The sequence below is a fragment of the Delftia sp. BGA-UO-ETr-SB1 genome, from assembly GCF_059567865.1.
This window is the reverse complement of record NZ_JCAQOW010000006.1, coordinates 910206-930858: the sequence shown is the minus strand read 5'-3', so window position 1 is coordinate 930858 and position 20653 is coordinate 910206. Positions and strand designations below refer to the sequence as shown.

General features: G+C 69.7%; 19 protein-coding genes. 12 read left to right on the top strand and 7 right to left on the bottom strand.

The features are described 5' to 3' along the window. Positions 1-58 precede the first annotated feature (58 nt). The 7 genes from AC57B5_RS23005 to AC57B5_RS22975 all read left to right on the top strand — a co-directional run bounded on the left by AC57B5_RS23005 (position 59) and on the right by AC57B5_RS22975 (position 6469). Complete coding sequence (locus tag AC57B5_RS23005; protein WP_496400411.1) at positions 59-301, top strand: hypothetical protein; 243 nt, start codon at positions 59-61, stop codon at positions 299-301. A 45-nt stretch (positions 302-346) separates the two neighbouring features. Continuing rightward, positions 347-1717 (top strand): Nramp family divalent metal transporter, encoded by a 1371-nt coding sequence (locus AC57B5_RS23000; protein WP_496400410.1) that lies wholly within the window; start codon positions 347-349, stop codon positions 1715-1717. 149 nt (positions 1718-1866) lie between these two features. Further along, a complete protein-coding gene (locus tag AC57B5_RS22995; protein ID WP_496400409.1) occupies positions 1867-2346 on the top strand; it encodes a rhodanese-like domain-containing protein in 480 nt (159 codons plus the stop codon). A 12-nt stretch (positions 2347-2358) separates the two neighbouring features. Then, positions 2359-3273: a serine O-acetyltransferase EpsC gene (gene epsC / locus AC57B5_RS22990; protein WP_013800567.1), complete on the top strand. Its 915-nt coding sequence runs from the start codon at positions 2359-2361 to the stop codon at positions 3271-3273. Then, positions 3270-3542, top strand: a complete 273-nt coding sequence (locus AC57B5_RS22985; protein ID WP_012207587.1) for a helix-turn-helix domain-containing protein — start codon at positions 3270-3272, stop codon at positions 3540-3542. Before epsC ends, AC57B5_RS22985 begins: the two co-directional genes overlap by 4 nt. Positions 3543-3625: 83 nt before the next feature. Beyond that, complete coding sequence (locus tag AC57B5_RS22980) at positions 3626-4558, top strand: family 2A encapsulin nanocompartment shell protein (RefSeq protein WP_013800566.1); 933 nt, start codon at positions 3626-3628, stop codon at positions 4556-4558. Between the two features lie 12 nt (positions 4559-4570). Then, positions 4571-6469: a family 2A encapsulin nanocompartment cargo protein cysteine desulfurase gene (locus AC57B5_RS22975; protein ID WP_097201311.1), complete on the top strand. Its 1899-nt coding sequence runs from the start codon at positions 4571-4573 to the stop codon at positions 6467-6469. Positions 6470-6478: 9 nt separating this feature from the next. Here the strand turns inward: AC57B5_RS22975 and AC57B5_RS22970 are convergent, their stop codons facing one another. Together AC57B5_RS22970 and AC57B5_RS22965 are read right to left on the bottom strand one after the other, a co-directional pair. Next, complete coding sequence (locus AC57B5_RS22970) at positions 6479-7534, bottom strand: isocitrate/isopropylmalate dehydrogenase family protein (protein WP_063328421.1); 1056 nt, start codon at positions 7532-7534, stop codon at positions 6479-6481. Between the two features lie 76 nt (positions 7535-7610). Further along, on the bottom strand, positions 7611-8582 hold the full coding sequence (locus AC57B5_RS22965; RefSeq protein ID WP_496400408.1) for a tripartite tricarboxylate transporter substrate binding protein: 972 nt from the start codon (positions 8580-8582) through the stop codon (positions 7611-7613). 125 nt (positions 8583-8707) lie between these two features. Here AC57B5_RS22965 and AC57B5_RS22960 point away from each other — a divergent pair, with 125 nt between their 5' ends. Further along, positions 8708-9592 (top strand): LysR family transcriptional regulator, encoded by an 885-nt coding sequence (locus AC57B5_RS22960; protein WP_496400407.1) that lies wholly within the window; start codon positions 8708-8710, stop codon positions 9590-9592. Between the two features lie 3 nt (positions 9593-9595). Here the strand turns inward: AC57B5_RS22960 and AC57B5_RS22955 are convergent, their stop codons facing one another. From AC57B5_RS22955 to AC57B5_RS22935, 5 genes are all read right to left on the bottom strand, one after another. Continuing rightward, positions 9596-10687: a porin gene (locus tag AC57B5_RS22955; RefSeq protein WP_496400406.1), complete on the bottom strand. Its 1092-nt coding sequence runs from the start codon at positions 10685-10687 to the stop codon at positions 9596-9598. Between the two features lie 202 nt (positions 10688-10889). Next, a complete protein-coding gene (locus AC57B5_RS22950) occupies positions 10890-12506 on the bottom strand; it encodes an ABC transporter substrate-binding protein (protein WP_496400405.1) in 1617 nt (538 codons plus the stop codon). 46 nt (positions 12507-12552) lie between these two features. After that, on the bottom strand, positions 12553-14016 hold the full coding sequence (locus tag AC57B5_RS22945) for an amidase (protein ID WP_170961991.1): 1464 nt from the start codon (positions 14014-14016) through the stop codon (positions 12553-12555). 13 nt (positions 14017-14029) lie between these two features. After that, on the bottom strand, positions 14030-14848 hold the full coding sequence (locus tag AC57B5_RS22940) for an ABC transporter permease (RefSeq protein ID WP_063328427.1): 819 nt from the start codon (positions 14846-14848) through the stop codon (positions 14030-14032). A 4-nt stretch (positions 14849-14852) separates the two neighbouring features. Continuing rightward, positions 14853-15866: an ABC transporter permease gene (locus AC57B5_RS22935; RefSeq protein WP_315532991.1), complete on the bottom strand. Its 1014-nt coding sequence runs from the start codon at positions 15864-15866 to the stop codon at positions 14853-14855. Positions 15867-16297: 431 nt separating this feature from the next. On the opposite strand from AC57B5_RS22935, the gene AC57B5_RS22930 reads away from it, so the two are divergent. From AC57B5_RS22930 to AC57B5_RS22915, 4 genes are all read left to right on the top strand, one after another. Continuing rightward, positions 16298-17287, top strand: a complete 990-nt coding sequence (locus AC57B5_RS22930) for a LysR family transcriptional regulator (RefSeq protein ID WP_063328428.1) — start codon at positions 16298-16300, stop codon at positions 17285-17287. Between the two features lie 139 nt (positions 17288-17426). Further along, a complete protein-coding gene (locus AC57B5_RS22925; RefSeq protein WP_496400404.1) occupies positions 17427-17846 on the top strand; it encodes a RidA family protein in 420 nt (139 codons plus the stop codon). A gap of 14 nt (positions 17847-17860) precedes the next feature. Next, on the top strand, positions 17861-18886 hold the full coding sequence (locus AC57B5_RS22920; RefSeq protein ID WP_496400403.1) for a Bug family tripartite tricarboxylate transporter substrate binding protein: 1026 nt from the start codon (positions 17861-17863) through the stop codon (positions 18884-18886). 33 nt (positions 18887-18919) lie between these two features. Beyond that, positions 18920-20641, top strand: a complete 1722-nt coding sequence (locus AC57B5_RS22915; protein WP_428147617.1) for an alpha/beta fold hydrolase — start codon at positions 18920-18922, stop codon at positions 20639-20641. Positions 20642-20653 lie beyond the last annotated feature (12 nt).

The following is a 20653-nucleotide window of genomic DNA, read 5'->3' as shown; positions in this document are numbered from 1 at the left end:
GCAGGCGGGCTTCCCCGGGGCTGGCCCGAGACAAGCGTTCCCCTGCCAAGGAGTTGCCATGATGTCCCTTCTGCCTTCCTCATCCGCCCCCCGCACGCCGGCCAGCACGCCGGGCCGCACGCCGCGGCGCCTGAAACCTACCACCGTGGCGCGCCGCTGCGTGGGCAGCCTGATTCTGCTGGCCGGCGCGGTCATCGTGACCGGAGATCTCGTGGCGCTGTGGCGCGGCGCAGGCACTGATGCCGCACCCGCCGCCGCAGCCATTGCGCCCGCCAGCGGCCTGGTGCCGACCACCCGATAGGCCTCCCCCCTGCAACCGCGTGCCCCCGCCGGCGGAAAGGCCCCCATGAACGACACCGTGCTTGCGGCCGAACAGGGCCGCTTCGGCGCCATCGAGCCGGACCACGGCCACGCGGGCACGCCCAGCCTGCCGCAGGTGCATCGCAGCATCGCCGTGCCGCGCGGCGACAGCCGCTCGGACAACGCGCGCCGCGTGCTGGCGTTTGCCGGGCCCGGCTACATGGTGGCCGTGGGCTACATGGACCCGGGCAACTGGGCCACCTCCATCGCGGGCGGCTCGCAGTTCGGCTACTCGCTGCTGGCGGTGATCTTTGCCTCCAACCTGATGGCCATGCTGTTCCAGGCGGCGGCCGTGCGCCTGGGCCTGGCCAGCGGGCGGGACCTGGCCCAGGCCTGCCGCGCGCAGTTTTCCCCGCGCATCAATCTGGTGCTGTGGTTCTTCTGCGAGATCGCCATCGTGGCCTGCAACCTGGCCGAGGTGCTGGGCATGGCCATCGGCCTGAACCTGCTGTTCGGCCTGCCGCTGGTGGCCGGGGTGTGCATCACGGTGGTGGATGTGATGCTGATCCTGGCGCTGCAAAGCCGGGGCTTTCGCTGCCTGGAGTCGGTGGTGATCGCCCTGGTGGCAGTGATCGGCCTGTGCTTTGCCGCCCAGCTGGTGTGGCTGCAGCCGCCCGTGGCGGCCGTGCTGCGCGGCCTGCTGCCGGGCATGGAGATCGTGGCCAATCCGCAGATGCTGTACCTGGCCGTGGGCATCGTGGGGGCCACGGTGATGCCGCACAACCTGTACCTGCATTCGTCCATCGTGCAGACACGCCGGCATGACACCACGCCCCAGGGCACGCGCCAGGCCATCCGCCTGGCCACTCTGGACTCCACGGTGGCGCTGGGTCTGGCGCTGTTCGTGAACGCCGCCATTTTGGTGGTGGCGGCCGGCGCGTTCAACCGGCCCGGCCAGGCGCCGGTGACCGAGCTGTCGGACGCCTACCACCTGCTGTCGCCGCTGCTGGGCGTGGGCATCGCCAGCGCGGTGTTCGGCGTGGCGCTGCTGGCCTCGGGGCTGAGTTCTTCGGTCACGGGCACGCTGGCCGGGCAGATCGTGATGGAAGGCTTCTTGCAGATCCGCCTGTCGCCCGCGCTGCGCGCCCTGCTGACGCGCTGCATCGCCATCGTGCCCGCCGTGGTGGCCACCGCCTGGTACGGCAGCACCGGCGCCAGCGCCCTGCTGGTGTTCAGCCAGGTGGTGCTGAGCCTGCAATTGCCGTTTGCCATCGTGCCGCTGCTGCTGTTCACCACGCGGCGCAAGGCGCTGGGCGAGCTGGCCTTTGGCCCCAGGATGGCGGCGGTGCTGTGGGGCTGCGCGGCCCTGGTGGTGTCGCTGAACCTGTGGATGCTGCAGCGGCTGCTGACGGCCTGATCGCCCGAACCGGGCATGGCGCCACGCGGCGCCTTCATAGACGTTTTGCTTCTATCAAACGCCGCTCTTGTTCGTTGGTGGCTTGCCGCGAAGTTCTTAGATTGGTGCCTATAGCCACCAACCCGCGAATTCTCCGCAAGGACGACGACATGACAGCCCTCACTTTGGAAACCGCCTTGCCCCAGGCTCTGGAAGAGGCGCAGGAACACGCCCGCGCACAGGGGCTGGGCCACGCAGGCGGCGTGCACCCGCTTGTGGCCTGGGCGCTGGTGCAGGCCGGCCAGGCCGTGCTGGTCGATGTGCGCACGGCCGAGGAGCGCAAGTTCGTCGGCCAGGTGCAGGGCACCCTGCACGTGCCCTGGGCCACGGGCACGGCGCTGACGCGCAACCCGCGCTTTGCCCGCGAGCTGGAAGCGCGCCTGGCACCGCACGGCGGCAAGGAGGCCGTGGCCCTGCTGCTGTGCCGCAGCGGCAAGCGCTCGGTGCTGGCGGCCCAGGCGGCGGCCCAGGCCGGATTCGCCCATGTGTTCAACGTGCTCGAAGGCTTCGAGGGCGAGATCGATGCGCGTCAGCAGCGCGGCAAAAACGACGGCTGGCGCTTCCACGGCCTGCCCTGGATTCAAGACTGAAGGAGCACGCAGATGGCCAGTTTCGACATTGCCGGACTCACCCAGAACCTGCATGCGGCGCGTCGCGAATGGCGCGAGGCCCACGGCCGCACCCAGGAGCCCGGGGCGCGCGAGTTTCCCTCGCGCGACGCGCTTTCCACCCTCATCGACCAGCTCAAGGCAGCCCTGTTTCCCATGCGCCTGGGCCCGCACGACCTGCGCCAGGAAAGCGAGGACATCTTCGTGGCCCACCAGCTGGACTCGGCCCTGCATGCGCTGCTGGGCCAGATACGGCTGGAGCTGCGGCTGTCCGCGCCCCACACGGCAGCGGGCGCCGACGCCATGGCGCTGGACATCGCACGCGCCTTTGCCGAGTCCCTGCCCCAGATCCGCCGCCTGCTCGACAGCGACGTGCTGGCCGCCTTCCAGGGCGATCCCGCCGCGCGCAGCGTGGACGAGGTGCTGCTGTGCTATCCGGGCGTGCTGGCCATGATCCACCACCGCCTGGCCCACCAGCTGTACCTGCTGGAGCAGCCGCTGCTGGCGCGCATCGTGGCCGAGCTGTCGCATGCGCAGACGGGCATCGACATCCACCCGGGCGCGAAGATCGGGCGGGGCTTTTTCATGGACCACGGCACGGGCGTGGTGATCGGCGAGACCGCCGTGATCGGCGAGCGCGTGCGGCTGTACCAGGCCGTCACCCTGGGCGCCAAGCGCTTTCCCACCGATGAGCACGGCCACCTGCGCAAGGGCCTGGCGCGCCATCCGGTGGTGGAGGACGACGTGGTCATCTACGCGGGCGCCACCATCCTGGGCCGCGTCACGCTGGGGCGCGGCGCCGTCATCGGCGGCAATGTCTGGGTGACCGAGGACGTGCCACCCGGCGCCCACGTCACCCAGGCCCATGCGCGCGAGCACGCGCAGCAGCCCCGGGAGGTGGCCCTATGAGCACCCGGCTTGTCACCAGCTTCGGCATTGCCGTGCGCCAGGCGCGCGAGGCCCATGGCTGGTCGCAGGAGCGGCTGGCCGAGCACTCGGACCTGAACCGCTCCTACGTGGGCGAGATAGAGCGCGGCCGCGTCATCGCCTCGCTGCTGACCGTGGAGAAGCTGGCCGTCTCGCTGGGCGTGCAGCCCTCGGCCCTGGTCATGCGCGGCGAGACCGTGGCCCACGACCAGCTGGTGCGCGGCCTGCGCTTGGCGGCTATAGCATGTTGAAGACATGTGCGCGGGCCGGGACACTGGCCCTGTTTCCCCTCCTTCCCCTTCCCTTTTTCCTGAACTGATCACGGAGTCTGCACATGTCGGCAACAGTGGGCGGCACGACCGCGCTAGGCGACAACGCCGCGCGGCAACTGGCCAACGCAACCAAAACCGTTCCCCAGCTTTCGACCATCAGCCCGCGCTGGCTGACGCACCTGCTGCAATGGTCGCCGGTGGAGGCCGGCATCTACCGCCTCAACCGCGTCAAGAACCCGGAGGCCATCAAGGTCACCTGCACGGCCAAGCAGGAAGACAACCAGCTGCCGCGCACCTATGTGGACTACGAGGAGCAGCCGCGCGAGTACTTCCTCAACGCCGTCTCCACCATCCTGGATGTGCACACGCGCATCTCCGACCTCTACAGCAGCCCGCATGACCAGATCAAGGAACAGCTGCGCCTGACCATCGAGACCATCAAGGAGAACCAGGAAAGCGAGCTGATCAACAACCCCGACTACGGCCTGCTGGCCCAGGTCACGGACGAGCAGCGCATCTTCCCGCTGACCGGCGCGCCCACGCCCGACGACCTGGACGAGCTGCTGACCAAGGTCTGGAAGGAGCCCGCCTTCTTCCTGACCCATCCGCTGGCCATTGCCGCCTTCGGCCGCGAGGCCACGCGCCGCGGCACGCCGCCACCCACGGTCAGCCTGTTCGGCTCGCAGTTCATCACCTGGCGCGGCATTCCGCTGATCCCCTCGGACAAGGTGCCCGTGGCCGATGGCAAGAGCAAGATCCTGCTGCTGCGCGTGGGCGACAAGCGCCAGGGCGTGGTCGGCCTGTACCAGCCCGGCCTGCCGGGCGAGCAGAGCCCGGGCCTGTCGGTGCGCTTCATGGGCATCAACAACCATGCCATCGCGTCCTACCTGATCTCGCTGTACTGCTCGCTGGCCGTGCTCACGCCCGACGCGCTGGCCGTGCTCGACGATGTCGAGATCGGCAAGTACCACGACTATCCCGACACCTACAAGTAAAGAGGCCGGGCGTTGACCGTGTCTGCAATCACCTCCGTGGCGCCCCAGGCGCCCTTCGACCCCGAGGCGCTGGCGCGCATGGCCAACGCCCTGTTCTCCGCCGCACCGGGATCGGCTCCTGCCCTGCCTGGTCTTCCGGGTCTTCCCGGCCTGCCTGCTGGCGTGCAGGCACCCGTGAACGTGGCGCCCCCGGGCTCACCGCTGGCCAGCCCCGCAGGCCTGGGCCCCGGCGTGCCGGGCACGCCCATCCCGCAGGGCCTGGCGCCGGGCAGCAACCTGCTGCCGGCCTCGCCCGCGCCGCTGGCCTCGCTGGCCCACCGCGCGCCCGCGCTGCTGCCCCATGCCCAGGCCGGCAACGGCGTGCCCGACCATGTCGTGAGCGCCCTGCCCGCCTACGAGCCGCGCCTGGGATCGCAGGTGCTGGGCGTGCCCCAGCGCCAGGGCGATCCGCTGGATGCGCTGGCCGCGCTCCCGTTCACGGCACCTGCTGCACCTGCGGCACCCGCCGTGCCGCGCATCGGCGTGCCCACCGAAGGGCCCGGCATTGCGTCCACCGTGCCTTCGGCCGAGCCGCGCTTTTACTTTGTCGATCCCGTGGTGCTGCCCGCCGGCTACACCACGCCGGCCCATCCGCTGCAGCGCCAGCAGGCTTCGCACGGGGCAAGGCATGGAGCGGCCGGCGTGCAGGCGCCCTTCGACGTGCATGCCGTGCGCCGGGACTTCCCCATCCTGTCCGAGCGCGTCAACGGCCGGCCCCTGGCCTGGCTGGACAACGCGGCCACCACGCACAAGCCGCGCGCGGTGATCGAGCGCATCCGCCACTTCTACGAACACGAGAACTCCAACATCCACCGCGCGGCCCATGAACTGGCTGCCCGCGCCACCGACGCCTACGAGGGCGCGCGCGAGCGCGTGCGCCGCTTCATCAACGCGCCCGACGTGAACGAGGTCATCTTCGTGCGCGGCACCACCGAGGCCATCAACCTCGTGGCCAAGAGCTGGGGCTGGCAGCATGTGGGCGAGGGCGACGAGATCATCGTCTCCCACCTGGAGCACCACGCCAACATCGTGCCCTGGCAGCAGCTGGCGGCCGCCAAGGGCGCGAAGATCCGCGTGATCCCGGTGGACGACTCGGGCCAGGTGCTCATCGATGAATACCGCAGGCTGCTGAACCCGCGCACCAAGATCGTCTCCGTCACCCAGGTCTCCAACGCGCTGGGCACGGTCGTGCCCGTGCAGCAGATCGTGGAGCTGGCCCACCAGGCGGGCGCCCGGGCCCTGGTCGATGGCGCGCAGTCGGTCTCGCACATGGCCGTGGACGTGCAGGCCATCGGCGCGGACTTCTTCGTGTTCTCGGGCCACAAGGTCTTCGGCCCCACGGGCATCGGCGTGGTCTGGGGACGGCGCGAGGTGCTGGAGGACATGCCGCCCTGGCAGGGCGGCGGCAACATGATTGCCGACGTGACCTTCGAGAAAACCGTCTACCAGCCCCTGCCCAACACCTTCGAGGCCGGCACCGGCAACATTGCCGACGCCGTGGGCCTGGGCGCCGCCATCGACTACGTGCAGGCCCTGGGCATGGAGCGCATCGCACGCTACGAGCACGATCTGCTGCAGTACGGCACACAGGCGCTGGCGCCCATCCCCGGCCTGCGCCTGATCGGCACGGCGGCCGACAAGGCCAGCGTGCTGTCCTTCGTGCTCAAAGGCTGGACCACGGCCGAGGTGGGCGAGGCGCTCAACGCCGAAGGCATCGCCGTGCGCACCGGCCACCACTGCGCCCAGCCCATCCTCAGGCGCTTCGGCGTGGAGACCACGGTGCGGCCCTCGCTGGCCTTCTACAACACCACCGAGGAAATCGACCGGCTGGCGGCCGTGGTGCAGGGGCTGGCGGCGCGCAGGCGGGGTTGAGCCACCGGCTCAGCCCAGGCGTCTTGCAAAGGCGTCGCCCGTGGCGGCCGTGCCCAGGCGACCGCCCACGTCGCGCGTGCACTCGCCCGCCTGGATGGCGGCCACAACGGCCTCCTCGATGGCGTGCGCCGCCGCCTCGAAGGCCTGCAGTCCCCGGCGCTGGCCATGCCAGCCCAGCAGCTGGCCGGCCGACAGGATCAGCGAGAACGGGTTGGCAATGTCCTGCCCCGCAATGTCAGGCGCCGAGCCATGTGCGGCCTGGCCCATGGCGTGGTCCCGGCCCGCATTCACCGAGCCGCCCAGGCCCAGGCTGCCCGACAGCTCGGCCGTCAGGTCCGACAGGATGTCGCCGAACATGTTGGTCGTGACGATCACGTCGAAGCGCTGCGGCGCCCGGACCACGTGGGCCATCATGGCGTCCACGATGAAGTCATCGACCTGCACCTCGGGGAAGTCGCGCGCCACTTCGTGGCAGACGTCGATGAACATGCCGTCGCCCAGCTTGAGCACATTGGCCTTGTGCACGATGCTCACATGGCGGCGGCGCGCCATGGCCAGCTCGAAGGCGCTGCGCGCGATGCGCTCGCAGCACAGGCGCGTGATGCGGCGCAGCGAGACCACGACATCGGGCGTGATCAGCATCTCGCTGCCGCCCGACTCCACGTTGCGGTCCGCGTAAAAGCCCTCGGTGTTCTCGCGCACCACCACCAGATCGAACGCGCCCACCTTCTGCTCCATGCCCGGATAGGTGCGCGCGGGGCGGATGTTGGCGTACAGGTCCAGCTCCTTGCGGAAGAACTTGGAGGGGTTGATCTCGCCCCTGGCCTCGTCCTTGAAGTCGTAGGTGGCCATGGGGCCGAGCATCAGGCCGTCGGCGGCCCGCACCTTGTCGAGCAGGGCGGGCGTAACCGTAGCGCCGTGGCGGCGCAGGCTTTCGTGGCCGGCCACATCGTGCTCCAGCACCAGGCCCAGGCCGAAGCGCCGGGATGCGGCCTGCAGCACCTGCACGGTGGCCGCCATGGTTTCCGGGCCGATGCCGTCGCCGGGCAGAACAATGATTTTCATGAAGCGTTTTCCAGACTGTGTTGAGAGGTGTTGGGGGAGGGGTGTGATGAAGGGACACCGGCCGGCGCCCCCGCCGTCATTTGTGCTGCAGCCCCGATTTGGCGGCAATGCCGCGCCACAGCGCCAGTTCCTTGCGCAGCTCCTCGCCGAAGGCGGCCGGCGTCAGGCGCACGGCGCTGGCGCCTTCGTGCTCCAGTCGGCCGGGCATGGGTTCGGCGGCGGCGGCTTCGTTGACGGCGCGGTTGAGCGCATCGACGATGGCTTTGGGCGTCTTGCCCGGCGCCAGCACGCCCCACCAGGTGCCGACCTCGAAGCCGGGCAGGCCTGCCTCGGCCACCGTGGGCGTGTCGGGAAACAGCGGCGAGCGCCGCGCGCTGGTGACGGCCAGCAGCGGCAGCTTGCCCTCGCGCACCTGGGCCAGGATGGTGGGCACGGTGGCAAAGAACAGGTCCACGCGGCCGGCCAGCAGCTCCACCGTGGCCGGGCCGCTGCCCTTGAAGGGCACATGCGTGAGCTCCAGTCCTGTGCGCTGGCGGAACATCTCGCCGGCCAGGTGGTTGATGCTGCCGTTGCCGGCCGAGCAATAGTTCAGCCCCTGCGGCTGCGCCCTGGCCGCCGCCACCAGCTGGGCCACGCTGGTGGCACCCACCTGGCGCGAGGCCACCAGCAGCAGCGGCCCCCGGCCGATCATGGCCACGGGCGCGAAGTCCTTGAGCGGGTCGTAGGGCAGCTTGGCCTCCACGGCGGCATTGGTGATGAAGGTGGAGGTGGCGAACAGCAGCGTGTAGCCATCGGCCGGCGCCTTGGCCACGGCAGCTGCGCCAATGGCGCCGCCGGCACCGCCCCGGTTGTCCACCACCACGGGCTGGCCCAGGCGCTCGCCCAGGTTCTTGGCGATGTCGCGCGCAATGCTGTCGGTGCCGCCACCGGGCGCAAAGGGAACGACCAGGGTGATGGCGCGCGCCGGGTAGGACGGCTGGGCCGGGGTGGCCAGCGGCAGGGTCAACAAGGCCGCCAGCGTGGCGCGCAGCAGAAGAAAGGGGGGCATCGGCGTCTCCGGTTCTTGGTCTTCGGGAGCGGCGCACCGGACCCGGTCACCGCATGCCTTGAATGTTTACCGCACGCACTCATGCTGTAAATTGCAAAAATCCTTTTGATTGAACCGATCTGCGCATGAATTTCGACCTGGCCGACCTGCGTGCCTTTGTCTCCGTTGCCGACCTGGGCAGCTTTCGCGCGGCGGCCGAGGCGCTGCATCTTTCCCAGCCCGCGCTGTCGCGCCGCGTGGACAAGCTGGAGCAGGCGCTGGCCTTTCGCCTGTTCGAGCGCACCACGCGCAAGGTGGAACTCAATGCCATGGGGCGCAGCTTCCTGCCGCGCGCACGCCATGTGCTGGCCGAACTGGAGAGCGCGCTGCTGGGCATGGGCGAGCTGTCCGAGCGCATCCACGGCCTGGTCTCCATCGCCTGCATTCCATCGGCCGTGGAGCATTTCCTGGCCGGCACCGTGCGTGCCTTCCACCAGCAGTTCCCGCGTATCCGCGTGCGGCTGCTGGACCAGAGCGCGCCCGACATCCTGCTGGCCGTGGCCCGGGGCGAGGCCGACTTCGGCATCAGCTACCTGGGCACGCAGGAGCCGGACCTGGATTTCGAGCCCCTGCTGTCGGAGCCCTTCGTGCTGGCCTGCCGCAGCGACCACCCGCTGGCGCGCCGGCGCAGGCTGCCATGGGCTGAACTGGACGGGCATGACTGCGTGATGCTGGCGCCGGGCAGCGGCAACCGCATGCTGATCGACCAGGCGCTGGGCACCACCGCGGCGCGCGTGCGCTGGAGCTGCGAGGTGCGCCATGTGCCAGCCCTGTTGAGCCTGGTGCAGGCCGGTGTGGGCGTGGGCGTGGTGCCGCGCCTGGCCATGCGCCCGGGCCTGGTGGGCATTCCCCTGGTGGAGCCGGCCGTGGCCCGCAGCGTGGGCGTGGTGCGCCCGCGCGGCCGGCCGCTGGCGCCCGCCGCGCAGGCGTTCAGGGACCTGCTGGGCGCAGGGGCAGCCGGGAACGCCTGATGCTCAGAACAGATGGGACACGCCGATGGCCGTGAACGAGGGATCGGCGCCTGCGCCGGCGAGGGCCAGGCCGTTGAGGGTGATGGCGGAAGCCCCTTCGTTGTTCACGCGCGCATAGCGGGCATAGAGCGTGGTGCGTTTGGACAGCGCGTAGTTGTAGCCAAGTTGCAGACCGGTGGCCCGGCTTTCCGTACCGCTGACGCGCCGCTGCGCCAGTTGTGCGATCAGCGCGTGCGGCCCCTGCACGTTCCAGCGTGCCGACAGCATGCCGTTGCTGCTGGCCGGCACCCCCGGCAACTGCGACAGATTGCGGTTGAAGGTGGCATACAGCGTGACATCGCCCAGCCGGTAGGTGGCGCCCAGAAAGTGCGATTCACTGAAACGGGGCTGGGCCACAGGCGCCGCCGCCGTACCGTTGTAGTTGCGCTGGTAGCCGTAGCCCAGATAGACCGGGCCCTGCGCATACTGCAGGTTGAAGCCCAGGCCGCGCCCGGAGCTGTTGCCGGCCTCGCCCGCCGTGACCATGGCCTCGCTCCAGACACCGCCCACGCGCGGGCTGGTGTAGCGCAAGGAGTTGTCCTGAAAGCCCGGCGTGAAGGCCGTCGATGTTGCGCCCGTCTGCTGCAGGAACATGTTCCAGCCCAGCGAGGTGCGATTGCGTGCCAGCGGATCGGAGGTCAGCCCGACAACGAAGGTCGGCGACCACATGCGCCCCATGTCGATGGCGCCCCAGGGCCCGGACAGGCCCACATGCACCCAGCGCCCGAAGAACTTGGAGGCATTGTTCTGTGTGCCTTCATCGGCATTGATGGCCGATTCCAGGCGGAAGCTGGCCCTGAGCCCGCCGCCCAGGTCCTCGCTGCCGCGAAAGCCGAAGCGCGACACCGTCTGCAGCCCCGAGCTGAGCCGACCCACATGCGACTGCCCATTGCTGGCGCGCTCCATGCCCAGGTCCACCGCACCGTAGAGGGTGACCTGCGAGCGTCCGCCGCCTGCGGCCTCCTGGGTGTCTGCATCCGCCTGGGCAAACGCCGGCACTGCCGAGGCCAGCGTGCCTGCGGTGGCCACGCCGATGAAAAATGTCTTGCCGTACATGGACCGGGAATCCTTTGACTGAAAGTGCTCTGGAAAGCGTTGAAAGATCGGGCCGGGGCAGGGGTTGCGGTGGGCCGTGGCGGGTTGCAGCGGATCGCGGCACCCGCCGCCTGCGCAACGTCCTGCCCCTTGAAATCCAGTCTAGGCAGCGCCTGTGGTTTCGACTATTCGAAGCTGGGGATCACGCGATGCGTGTTTGGGATCACGGCGCCTTGGGCTCCACCCAGGCACGGGAGAAGCTGCCGGCAGATTCCTCCACGCCCTCCAGCAGCCCGTGCACACGGCGGCTCCACACGTTGCCGCGCGGCACGCTGACCAGGGGCAGCAGCGGCAGCTCGTCCATGGCGATCTTCTGCAGGCGATGCCACAGCGCGGTGCGACGCGTCTCGTCGGTCTCCAGCGCGGCCTGCGCCAGCAAGTCGTCGGCCTGCGCATTGCGAAAGCCCGAGGCGTTGACAAAGGGAATGCCCTTGCCCGCATCGGCCGAGGCATACAGGCGCTGCACGCCCGCCGTGGGGTCGAACAGGGCGCCCAGACCGTTGACCTCGAAGTCGAAATCGCGCTGCTTGTACACGCGCTGCACAAAGCCACCCAGGTCCTGGCTGCGCACGGTGACATGGATGCCCACCCGCGACAGCGCCGCCTTCACGTAATCGGCCACCAGCTTGAGCGTGGCGGTGGGAAAGTAGTCCAGCGTGACCGAGAAGCGCCGCCCGCCCTGTCCCCGGGCAAAGCCTGCCTGGTCCAGCAGCGCGTTGGCGCGGTCCACATCGTGGGCATAGGGCCGCAGCGTGGCGTCATGCCAGGGCGCCAGCGCGGGTGGCACGGGCGTGGCCAGCGGCTGGGCCAGGCCCTGGTAAGCGGCCTTGTTGAGAAAGTCCAGGTTGAGCGCGTGGGCCACGGCACGGCGCACCTGGGCATGGGAGAAATGCGGATTGCCGAGATTGAACTCCACGGCCGCGATGTTGTTCAGGTAGGCACTGGGCAGAGCCTGTGCATGCAGGCGCGGATGTTTTGACAGCCGGGCGATATCGTTGAGCGATACGGAGGTGCTGAAGTCTGCGGCCCCCGTCTCCAGCGCAGCGGCAATGGCCGCAGGATCTGCCGAAAAGCGGTAGATGAGGCGGTCCAGATAGGGCAGTCCCACGTCCCAGTAATCGGGGTTGCGCTCCAGCTCGGCATGCGAGCCGCGCACCCATTGCCTGAAACGGAACGGCCCCGTGCCCACGGGCGCGGCCGCGTTGCGCGCTGCCGCCTCCGGGCCCTGGGCATGGAGATGGCGCGGCACGATGGGCGACTCGGCCGATGACAGCGAGCGCAGCAGATAGGGCGCAGGCGCCTTCAGGTGCAGCACGGCCGTGTACGCATCCGGCGTCTCCACCCGCTCCAGCTGGGCCAGCGTGCCACGCCCGCGCGGATTCGCACGCTGCAGCTCCTGCAGGGAAAAGGCCACGTCGGCCGAGGTAAAGGGCTGGCCGTCATGCCAGCGCACATTCCGGCGCAGCGTGAAGCGGTAGCGCCGGCCGTCGGCCGAGACCGACCATGCCGTGGCCAGCAGCGGCTGCGGCGCAAAGCGGTCGTCAAAGCGCAGCAGCCCTTCTGTGATCTTGGCCGAGATGTCACGCGTGCCCACGGTGATGTTCGCCAGCGATAGCAGGGCCGGCGGCTCGGCGCCGATGACGGTGAGCGTGCCGCCCCGCACCGGTGGGGGTAAGGGCAGGGAGGAAGAGTCCTGGGCGCGGGCGCACCAGGGAAACAGCAGGCCAGGGCCGGCCAGGGCCAGAAAGCCCCGGCGCGGCATGCCGTGGACAACAGACATAGACACTCCAGTCAGACAGGTAAGGAAACAGGGATGCGCACGGGGTTCACACAGGGGCCACACAGGGCGGGCGCTGCTGCGCCCAGGGAGCCAGGCATTCCAGCGCGGCGGCCAGCTGCAGCAGCCGCAGCTCGCCATGCCAGGGGCCGACCAGTTGCAGGCCCACGGGCAGGCCGGCGCGCGTCCAGCCCACCGGCACGGTCAGGGCAGGATGGCCGCTGAGGTTGAAGGGATGACAGTGGTGTATCCAGGCCGTGCGCAGCGGGCCCCAGGCCTGTCCGTCGATGATCAGATCGGCCGATGGTTCGGCCTCGGCCAGCACGGCCGGGGCCGACAGCGTGGGCGTGGCCACCACATCGGCCTGCTCGAACAGCGCCTGCACCTGCCGGAACATGGCCGTGCGCCCGTGCAGTCCCTGCAGCAATGGCTCCCTGCCCAGCCGTGCACCGGCCTGCAGGCGTTGGCGGAATGTGGGAGGCAGTGCGGCAGCGTGCTCGCGCAGCAGGTCGCCGAAGCGGTGCTGGTTCACGGCCGCAGCCACAGCCCCGAGGATGGCGCTGGAAGCGCCGAGGTCCACGTGCCCCTCTTCCACACCCGCTCCTGCACCGGCCAGCCTGGTCAGTGCCTGCTCGCACAGCGCGCGCACTTCCGCGTCCAGCCCTTCGGCGCCTTCACCGGCAGCCATGAACGGCAACCAGCGCAGGCGCAAGCCAGGAATGGCGCGCAGGCTGCGGCCGGCCTCGGCCGCTTCACGCAGGCCCGTGGCAGGCGGCGCGGCCTGCGACCAGGGATCACCGGCATGGGGGCCTGCAATGGTCTGCAGCACGGTGGCCAGGTCATGCACGGTACGCGCCATCGGCCCGGTCTGCCCCAGGGAGCCGAAGCCGTCGGGCGGATCGTCACTGGGGATCAGGCCATGCGTGGCCTTCAGGCCCAGCACGCCGCAGCAGGCGGCCGGCACGCGCACCGACCCGCCCGCGTCCGTGCCCAGTGCCAGCGTGCTGGCGCCCACGGCCACGCTGGCCGCACTGCCGCCGCTGGAGCCGCCCGGTGTGCGGCGCGCGTCCCAGGGGTTGAGCGCGGTGCCATAGTGGGCGTTCTGGTTGGTCGGCCGGTGGCCGAACTCGGGCATGTTGTTCATGCCGACGAAGACAGCGCCAGCAGCGCGCAGCCGCGCCACCGCCGGATCGTCGTGTGCGCACAGCTGTCCGCCGAACAGTGCCGATCCATGGGTGCGCGGTGCCGCCCGCACGGCCAGGCAGTCCTTGACGGAAAAGGGCACGCCGCACAGCGGATGGTTGTCGCGCCGCTCGCGCCAGGCACGCTCGGCGCGGTGCGCGGCCTGCAGTGCGGCATCGCGCCCGGTCCAGGTGAACAGGCGCAACGGCGTGTCCAGCGCCTGCATCGCCTCGATGCGTTCGAAGGTGGCGACCGCCACCTCCACGGGGGAGAGTTCACGCGCGGCGAACCGCCGGGCCAGGTCCTGGGCGGACAGCAGGGTGATATCCATTGGGGGGCCGCCGTCAGCGCCCGCGCAGGCGCGGGTTGAGGTGGTCGTTGAGCGCATCGCCCACCAGGTTCAGGGCCAGCACCACCACCGAGATGGCAGCGCCGGGCAATGTGCTCAGGTACCAGTCGGTGCGCAGCGCATCGCGGCCCGCGCCTATCATGCCGCCCCAACTGAGCACCTCGGGGTCGCCTATGCCCAGGAAGGACAGCGCGGATTCGAGCAGGATGGCGCTGGCCACCATCGCCGAGGCGGTGACGATGACGGGCGCCAGCGCATTGGGCAGGATTTCGCGGCAGATGATGTGCAGATCGCCAAAGCCCTGGCTGCGCGCGGCCAGCACAAAGTCGGCCTCCCGCAACTGGCGAAACTGGGCCCGTACCAGGCGGGCGCAGCCCGGCCACGACGCCAGGCCGATGGCGAAGGCCACCGTGCGCGATGACGGGCCTGCAATGGCGACGATGACCACGGCCATGAGCAAGGTCGGCGTGGTCTGGAAGAGTTCGGTCAGGCGCGTGAGCGCCTTGTCCGCCCAGCCGCCGTAGTAGCCGCCCACGGCACCGGCCACCGTGCCTATGGACAGTCCCACCAGGGCCGCGCAGGCCCCCACCTGCAGCGAGGCCCGGGCACCATGGGCGAGCTGGGCTGCCAGATCACGTCCCAGCGCATCCGTTCCCAGCGCAAAGGCGGGGTCCTGCAGGGGCCACAGCAATGCAGGACCGGCCATATCCAGCGGATCACCCGGGTAGAGCCAGCCCGCCAGCGCGGCGGTGACGACAAACAGCGCAAGAATGGCCAGGCCCAGCAGAGCAGACAGGGAAATGCGCGATGGCATGGCCCTACCCTCCCGCCGCCGTGGCGGCCCTGGATGCCACGGACATGCGCGGGTCAATGGCCGCATGCAGCAGATCGACCAGCACATTGGCCACGATGACCACCAGCGAGGCCAGCAGCAGGACGCCCAGCAGCAATCGGAAGTCGCGCGCCATCACGGCCTCCAGCGCCAGGCTGCCCATGCCGGGCCAGCCGAACACGGTTTCGATCACCACCGAGCCGCCCAGCAGGTTGCCGATGTGCAGGCCAGCCACCGTGGTGACGGGAATGAGGGCATTGCGCAGCACATGGCGCAACTGCACGGTTACCGGCCCCACGCCCTTGGCGCGCGCCGTGCGCACGAAGTCCTGCCCGGCCATCTCCAGCATGGCGGCGCGCGTCAGCCGCGCATAGATGGCCACGAAGAAGGTAGACAGTGCCAGCGCGGGCAGCGCCAGATGCCAGGCCCGGTCCGTCCAGGCAGACCAGCCCTGCAGGTCTGCCCCGGCAGAAAAGCTGCCGCCGCTGGGAAACCAGCCCAGGTGCACGGCAAAGCCCACCACCGCCATCAGGCCGACCCAGAAGCCCGGCATGGAATACAGCACCAGCACCCCGGCCGACAGCAGCCGGTCGGGCCAGCGTCCCGCACAGCTGGCCATGACCACACCGGCAGCCATGCCCGCAGCCAGTGCAATGGCCCAGGCCGAGAGCATCAGCTGCAAGGTGCCCGGCAGACGCGAGGCGATCAGCCCGGCCACGGGGGTCTGATAGCGCAGCGACTCGCCCAGGTCCAGCCGCGCCAGCCCCAGCAGATAGTGGGCCAGCTGCGTGAACAGGCCCTGGTCCAGCCCGAAGCGGGCCCGCCACTGCGCCATCAGCTCGGCCGTGGCGCTGCCCGACTCGGCGGCCAGCACATCCGCCGCGTCGCCGGGAACCAGCTGCAGCAGCAGGAAGTTGAGGATGACGATGCCCAGCATCGTCGGCAGGGCCTGGGCCGCCAGGCGGCACAGGCGGGACAGCAGGGGGAAGGAGGCAGGCATGGGCGAGGGATCGCAGGGCGAGGGAAGACGGTCAGCGGCCACGGGCATCGAGGCTACAAGCCGGTGCAACGGGTGCAGGCAGTGCGGACGAAAGCGCTGAACGGCCGTAAGAAAGGACGGAAGAGGCAGCGCGGCAATTCACCACGCCAGGAGCATGCGCAAAGTCTAGGAGCGCATGCCCCTTTTGCCGTGATCGAACGCGGGGATCACCCCATGCAGCTTTGCGATCACCCGCTTGCAGCATGGCATGGGGCAGGCACTGCACATATGCGAGGTCCGAGCAAACTCATGCGCATCGCTTCGTTCACGCGAAGGGGCTGTGCGGCCAACATGGCCCCTCCCGCAGCAGGTGGGGAACATGTCTCCGGTGCAAGCCGGAGTCGCCAGCCAGCCTGCCAGCAGCCCCGCTTGCATGGATTCCAAGGCGCACCATGACCCTTCCCGCCCCGCCCACGATCGCCACTCTTCCGTTTCGCCTCAAGTTCCGCCAGCTCGTGCTGCTCGATGCCCTGGGCGCATCGCAGTCGCTGCGCAAGGCGGCCGCGCAGACACACCTGACCCAGCCGGCGGCCTCTCGCGCCATGGCCGAACTGGAGTCGGCCTTTGGCGTGCAGCTGTTCGAGCGCTCGCATTCGGGCATGGCTCCCACGGTGTACGGCAATGCCCTCATCCAGCATGCACGCCGCGTGCTGTTCGACGTGCAGCAGGCCCATGCCGAAATCCAGGCCCTGCGCTCGGGTTCGCAGGGAGTGGTGCGCCTGGGCTCGCTGCTGCCGCCTGCCACTGGCCTGCTTCCCAAGGCCGTCGGAGAAATCAAGAAGCGCCTGCCCCATCTGCGCATTTCGCTGGAGCAATTGCCCCAGAAGCCGCTGGTGGACCGCGTGCGCGAGGGCAGCCTGGACATCGCGCTGTGCCGCCACATCACCGACCGGGACGATGCCGCTGGACTGGAGCAGTCCGTGCTTTTCGACGAGGACTATGTGCTGGTCGCAGGACGCAGCCACCGGTTCGCGCGCTCGCGCAGCGTGAAGCTGGCCGAGCTCATTGACGACCCCTGGATCCTGCCCCACGGCAGCGGCCCTTTCCACGCCCATGTGCAGGCCCTGTTCCTGGGCCGCGTGGGCTGCATGCCCGCCAACGTGGTGGAGTCGTCCACGCCGCTGGCCGCCAACCTGCAACTGGTGGAGCAGTACGGCTTTCTCAACTTCATGCAAAAGACGGTGGCCCAGCGCTACGCGCAGCGCAGGCAGCTGTCCATACTGCCGATCACGCTGAGCAATCCGCTGGGTCCCCACGTCATCGCCGTGCGCGCCAACATGGGCGCATCGCCGGCCGTGCGCACCGTGCTGGAAGCGCTGCGCGATGCCGCCGCCGCAGAGCTGCCCGAGAACCAGCAGGCATTGCAGGCCCTGCGCGCCTGACCTGCGGGCCGCCCGCGCACCACAAGCCGGGTGAACCGATTTGCGCAACACCCGAGGCCGTCTTTCGAATAGGCGGCGCGGCCTTGTGCTCCTATTCTGAAAGTCCGCCGCGCCATGGGGCGCGGACCCTCAGGACGAGATGAGCACACCACCCGCCTCCGCGTTTCGCACCACCAATCCCCCCGCCCTGGGCGAGCCTCTGGGCAGCTACTCGCAGATCCTCGAAGCGCCCGCAGGCAGCGCACTGGTCTTTCTTTCAGGCCAGACGCCCCGGCGCGATGACGGCAGCATCCCCTCCGACTTCGCGCAGCAGGCCGAGCTGGTCTGGCAGCGCATCGCAACGGCGCTGCAGGCCGTGGATCTGACACCCGCCCACATCTGCCGCGTGGTCACCTACCTGACCGACGCCAGTGACGCGCCCACCCACGCCCGCATCCGCAGCCACTACCTGGGCAGTGCACGGCCGTCATCCACGGGCGTGGTGGTGCCGGCGCTGTTCCACCCCGACTACCGCATCGAGGTCGAGGTCACGGCCGCCCGTCCTCCTGGCAGCCCATGAAAACAGGACATCCCATGCATACATCTGCGCCATCGCCCTTTCCTTCCTCGACCTTTTCTTCCTCGGTCATTACCCGGCGCCGCGCCCTGGCCGGCGCCCTGGCCGCCCTGGCCGCTGCAAACGCCACGGCCCGGGACAGCGCTCCCGCCTATCCGTCCGGCGTCATCCGCATCGTGGTTCCCACATCGGCTGGCGGCTCGGTGGACTCCACGGGTCGCCTGCTGGCAGAGGCACTTGCCAAGCCGCTGGCGGCCAAGATTGTGGTGGAGAACAAGGCCGGCGCGGGCGGCCTGATCGGCATCGACAGCGTCATCAAGAGCCCGGCCGACGGCCACACGCTGGCCCTGGGCATTGCAGCCACGCTGTCGGTGCAGCCCGCCGTGCGCAGCCAGCTGCCCTATAGCGCCACGCGCGACCTGGCGCCCATCGCGGTCTTCGCGCAGGGCGGCCTGGTCATTGCCGTGCCGGCCTCCAGCCCCGTCCATACGGTGCAGGACCTGAAGGCGCTGGCCAAAACACGGGGCGAGCTGAGCTTCGGCACCGGCGGACAGGCCACCTTCGGCCATCTCACGGGCGAGGTGATAGCCCATGCGCTGGGCATAGGCATGCGCCACATCCCCTATCGGGGCGCCGCACCGGCGGTCACCGACCTGGCCGGCGGCCTGCTGGACCTGGCCATTCCCGATGCCTTCTCAGCCGCACCTCAGGTGCAGGCCGGCAAGCTGCGCGTGATCGCCATCGCAGGCCCCGACCGCCATCCCACGTTTGCGCAGGTGCCCACGCTGGCCGAATCGGGCATTCCCTTCGACCGGGGAACCTGGCTGGGCCTGTTCGCCCCGGCCGCCACGCCTGCGCCCGTGCTGGAGCAACTGACCGCAGCGCTGCGCCAGCTTTCGGCGTCCCGCGAATTCCAGGACAGCGTTGCCCGGCTGGGCTTCACGCCCGTCTTCATCGCACCCGACGCCGTGCGCCAGATGCTGGCGCGCGAGATCGCCGCCTGGCAGGCCGTGGCACGCCAGGCGCACATACAGCTCGATTGATTTCCCATGCATTCCCACTTCAGAAAAAACACCATGACTTCAAGCATCCTGGACCACCACGGAGACGGCTTCATCCACGCCAACGGCCTGCGCCTGCACTACGAGCAATGGGGCGATGGCCCCCATGTGGTGATCGCACTGCACGGCACGTCCCTGCACGGGCGGGTCTGGGCGTGGCTGGCCGCCTCGCTGGGCCCCGAGTACCGGCTGATCGGTCTGGACCAGCGCTCGCATGGTGACTCGCAGCGCGCCGGCAGCGGCCAGTACCAGGTGGAGCACTACGGCGCCGATCTGGAAGCCTTCATCGACCGCCTTGGCCTGGAGCGCGTCAGCCTGGTCGGCTCGTCGCTGGGCTCACGCGTGGCGCTGTGGTATGCGGCCCGCCATCCCCGCAAAGTGGCGGCGCTGGCCCTGCTGGACCTGAGCTTCGAGATGCCCACCGAGGCCTCGGAGCACATGGTCTCGGCCCATTTGTCACGCCCGCGCCGGTTTGCGGATATGGATGCCGCCCTGGCCTTCTCGCGCACCCTGCCCCAGCGTCGCCGCTTCAGTGACGAAGTGCATCTGCGCACGCTGCAGGGCGATCTGCGCAGGCTGGACGATGGCCAGCTCGAATGGCGCTATGACCGCGATGCCGCCATCGAGACCCTGCGCTGCGCGGCGCGCGACATGTGGGACAGCGTGCGCGCCATCGAAGCGCCCACCACCATCCTGCGCGGTGCCGACAGCGACGTGCTCATCGCGCCCACCGTCCAGCGGCTGCAGCGCGAACTGCGGGGTCTGCACATGCTGGACGTGCCCGATGCAGGCCACTCGATCTGGGGCGACAACCCGCAGTTCACGGCCCGCGCCATCGAAGAGGCTCTGCGACGCGCGCGACCCGCTCCCGCCGCCGAGTCCGAGGATGCCTGCGCGCCCGCGCCGCTGTCCTGGACACAGGGGCGCCCGCTGTCCATTGCCACCGGCAGCCTGCGCTTTCATGCGCTCGAATGGGGCCAGCCCAACGCGCCGGCCCTGGTCTGCCTGCACGGCACGTCCATGCAGGCATCGGCCTGGAGCGCGCTGGGCTCGGCCCTTTCGGCCCACTGGCGCGTGATCGCCATCGATATGCGCGGCCACGGCCAGTCCGACAAGCCGGCCAGCGGCTATGCGCTCACCGACTATGCCGACGATCTGCGTGCCATCTTCGATGCGCTGGGCCTGGCGCAGGCCAGCCTCATCGGCAGCTCGCTGGGCACCCAGGTGGCCATGGCCTTTTCGGCTCGCCATCCGCAGCGCGTGCAGCGCCTCGTCCTGTCCGATCCCAGCTGCCTCATCGCGCAACAGGCCATAGACCAGTACGTGGCCCTGCACCGCTCGCGCCCGCGCAGCTTCACCGGCTGGGACGAGGCCCTGGCCTTCTCGCACAGCCTGCCCCAGCGCAGGCGGTTCTCGCCCGAGGTGCACCGCTTCACGCTGCAAGGCGACCTGGGCGTCGGCGACGACGGCCGGCTGCACTGGCGCTACGCACTGGACCCCATCCTGCAGACCTTCGAGGCGCTCACGGTGGACCAATCGGACGACATTGCCGCCACGCGCGCGCCCGTACTCATCCTGCGCGGCAGCGAGTCGCATGTGCTGTCCCGCCCCGATGCGCTGCGCCTGCTGGACGCCTTTCCCCGGGCCGAACTGGTGGAGATTGGCGAGTGCGGCCACACCATCTGGGGCGACCAGCCGCAGGTGATGGCGCAGCATGTGCGGGCTTTCCTGGCCTGAAGGCACAGCCCG

Coding starts and splice junctions, on each gene's coding strand:
- AC57B5_RS22960 (WP_496400407.1), top strand. CDS start 8,708: ATGAATTTCGACCTGGCCGACCTGCGTGCCTTTGTCTCCGTTGCCGAC.
- AC57B5_RS22920 (WP_496400403.1), top strand. CDS start 17,861: ATGCATACATCTGCGCCATCGCCCTTTCCTTCCTCGACCTTTTCTTCC.
- epsC (WP_013800567.1), top strand. CDS start 2,359: ATGGCCAGTTTCGACATTGCCGGACTCACCCAGAACCTGCATGCGGCG.
- AC57B5_RS22970 (WP_063328421.1), bottom strand. CDS start 7,534: ATGAAAATCATTGTTCTGCCCGGCGACGGCATCGGCCCGGAAACCATG.
- AC57B5_RS22945 (WP_170961991.1), bottom strand. CDS start 14,016: ATGGATATCACCCTGCTGTCCGCCCAGGACCTGGCCCGGCGGTTCGCC.
- AC57B5_RS22950 (WP_496400405.1), bottom strand. CDS start 12,506: ATGTCTGTTGTCCACGGCATGCCGCGCCGGGGCTTTCTGGCCCTGGCC.
- AC57B5_RS22940 (WP_063328427.1), bottom strand. CDS start 14,848: ATGCCATCGCGCATTTCCCTGTCTGCTCTGCTGGGCCTGGCCATTCTT.
- AC57B5_RS22955 (WP_496400406.1), bottom strand. CDS start 10,687: ATGTACGGCAAGACATTTTTCATCGGCGTGGCCACCGCAGGCACGCTG.
- AC57B5_RS22915 (WP_428147617.1), top strand. CDS start 18,920: ATGACTTCAAGCATCCTGGACCACCACGGAGACGGCTTCATCCACGCC.
- AC57B5_RS22925 (WP_496400404.1), top strand. CDS start 17,427: ATGAGCACACCACCCGCCTCCGCGTTTCGCACCACCAATCCCCCCGCC.
- AC57B5_RS23000 (WP_496400410.1), top strand. CDS start 347: ATGAACGACACCGTGCTTGCGGCCGAACAGGGCCGCTTCGGCGCCATC.
- AC57B5_RS22980 (WP_013800566.1), top strand. CDS start 3,626: ATGTCGGCAACAGTGGGCGGCACGACCGCGCTAGGCGACAACGCCGCG.
- AC57B5_RS23005 (WP_496400411.1), top strand. CDS start 59: ATGATGTCCCTTCTGCCTTCCTCATCCGCCCCCCGCACGCCGGCCAGC.
- AC57B5_RS22935 (WP_315532991.1), bottom strand. CDS start 15,866: ATGCCTGCCTCCTTCCCCCTGCTGTCCCGCCTGTGCCGCCTGGCGGCC.
- AC57B5_RS22965 (WP_496400408.1), bottom strand. CDS start 8,582: ATGCCCCCCTTTCTTCTGCTGCGCGCCACGCTGGCGGCCTTGTTGACC.
- AC57B5_RS22985 (WP_012207587.1), top strand. CDS start 3,270: ATGAGCACCCGGCTTGTCACCAGCTTCGGCATTGCCGTGCGCCAGGCG.
- AC57B5_RS22995 (WP_496400409.1), top strand. CDS start 1,867: ATGACAGCCCTCACTTTGGAAACCGCCTTGCCCCAGGCTCTGGAAGAG.
- AC57B5_RS22930 (WP_063328428.1), top strand. CDS start 16,298: ATGACCCTTCCCGCCCCGCCCACGATCGCCACTCTTCCGTTTCGCCTC.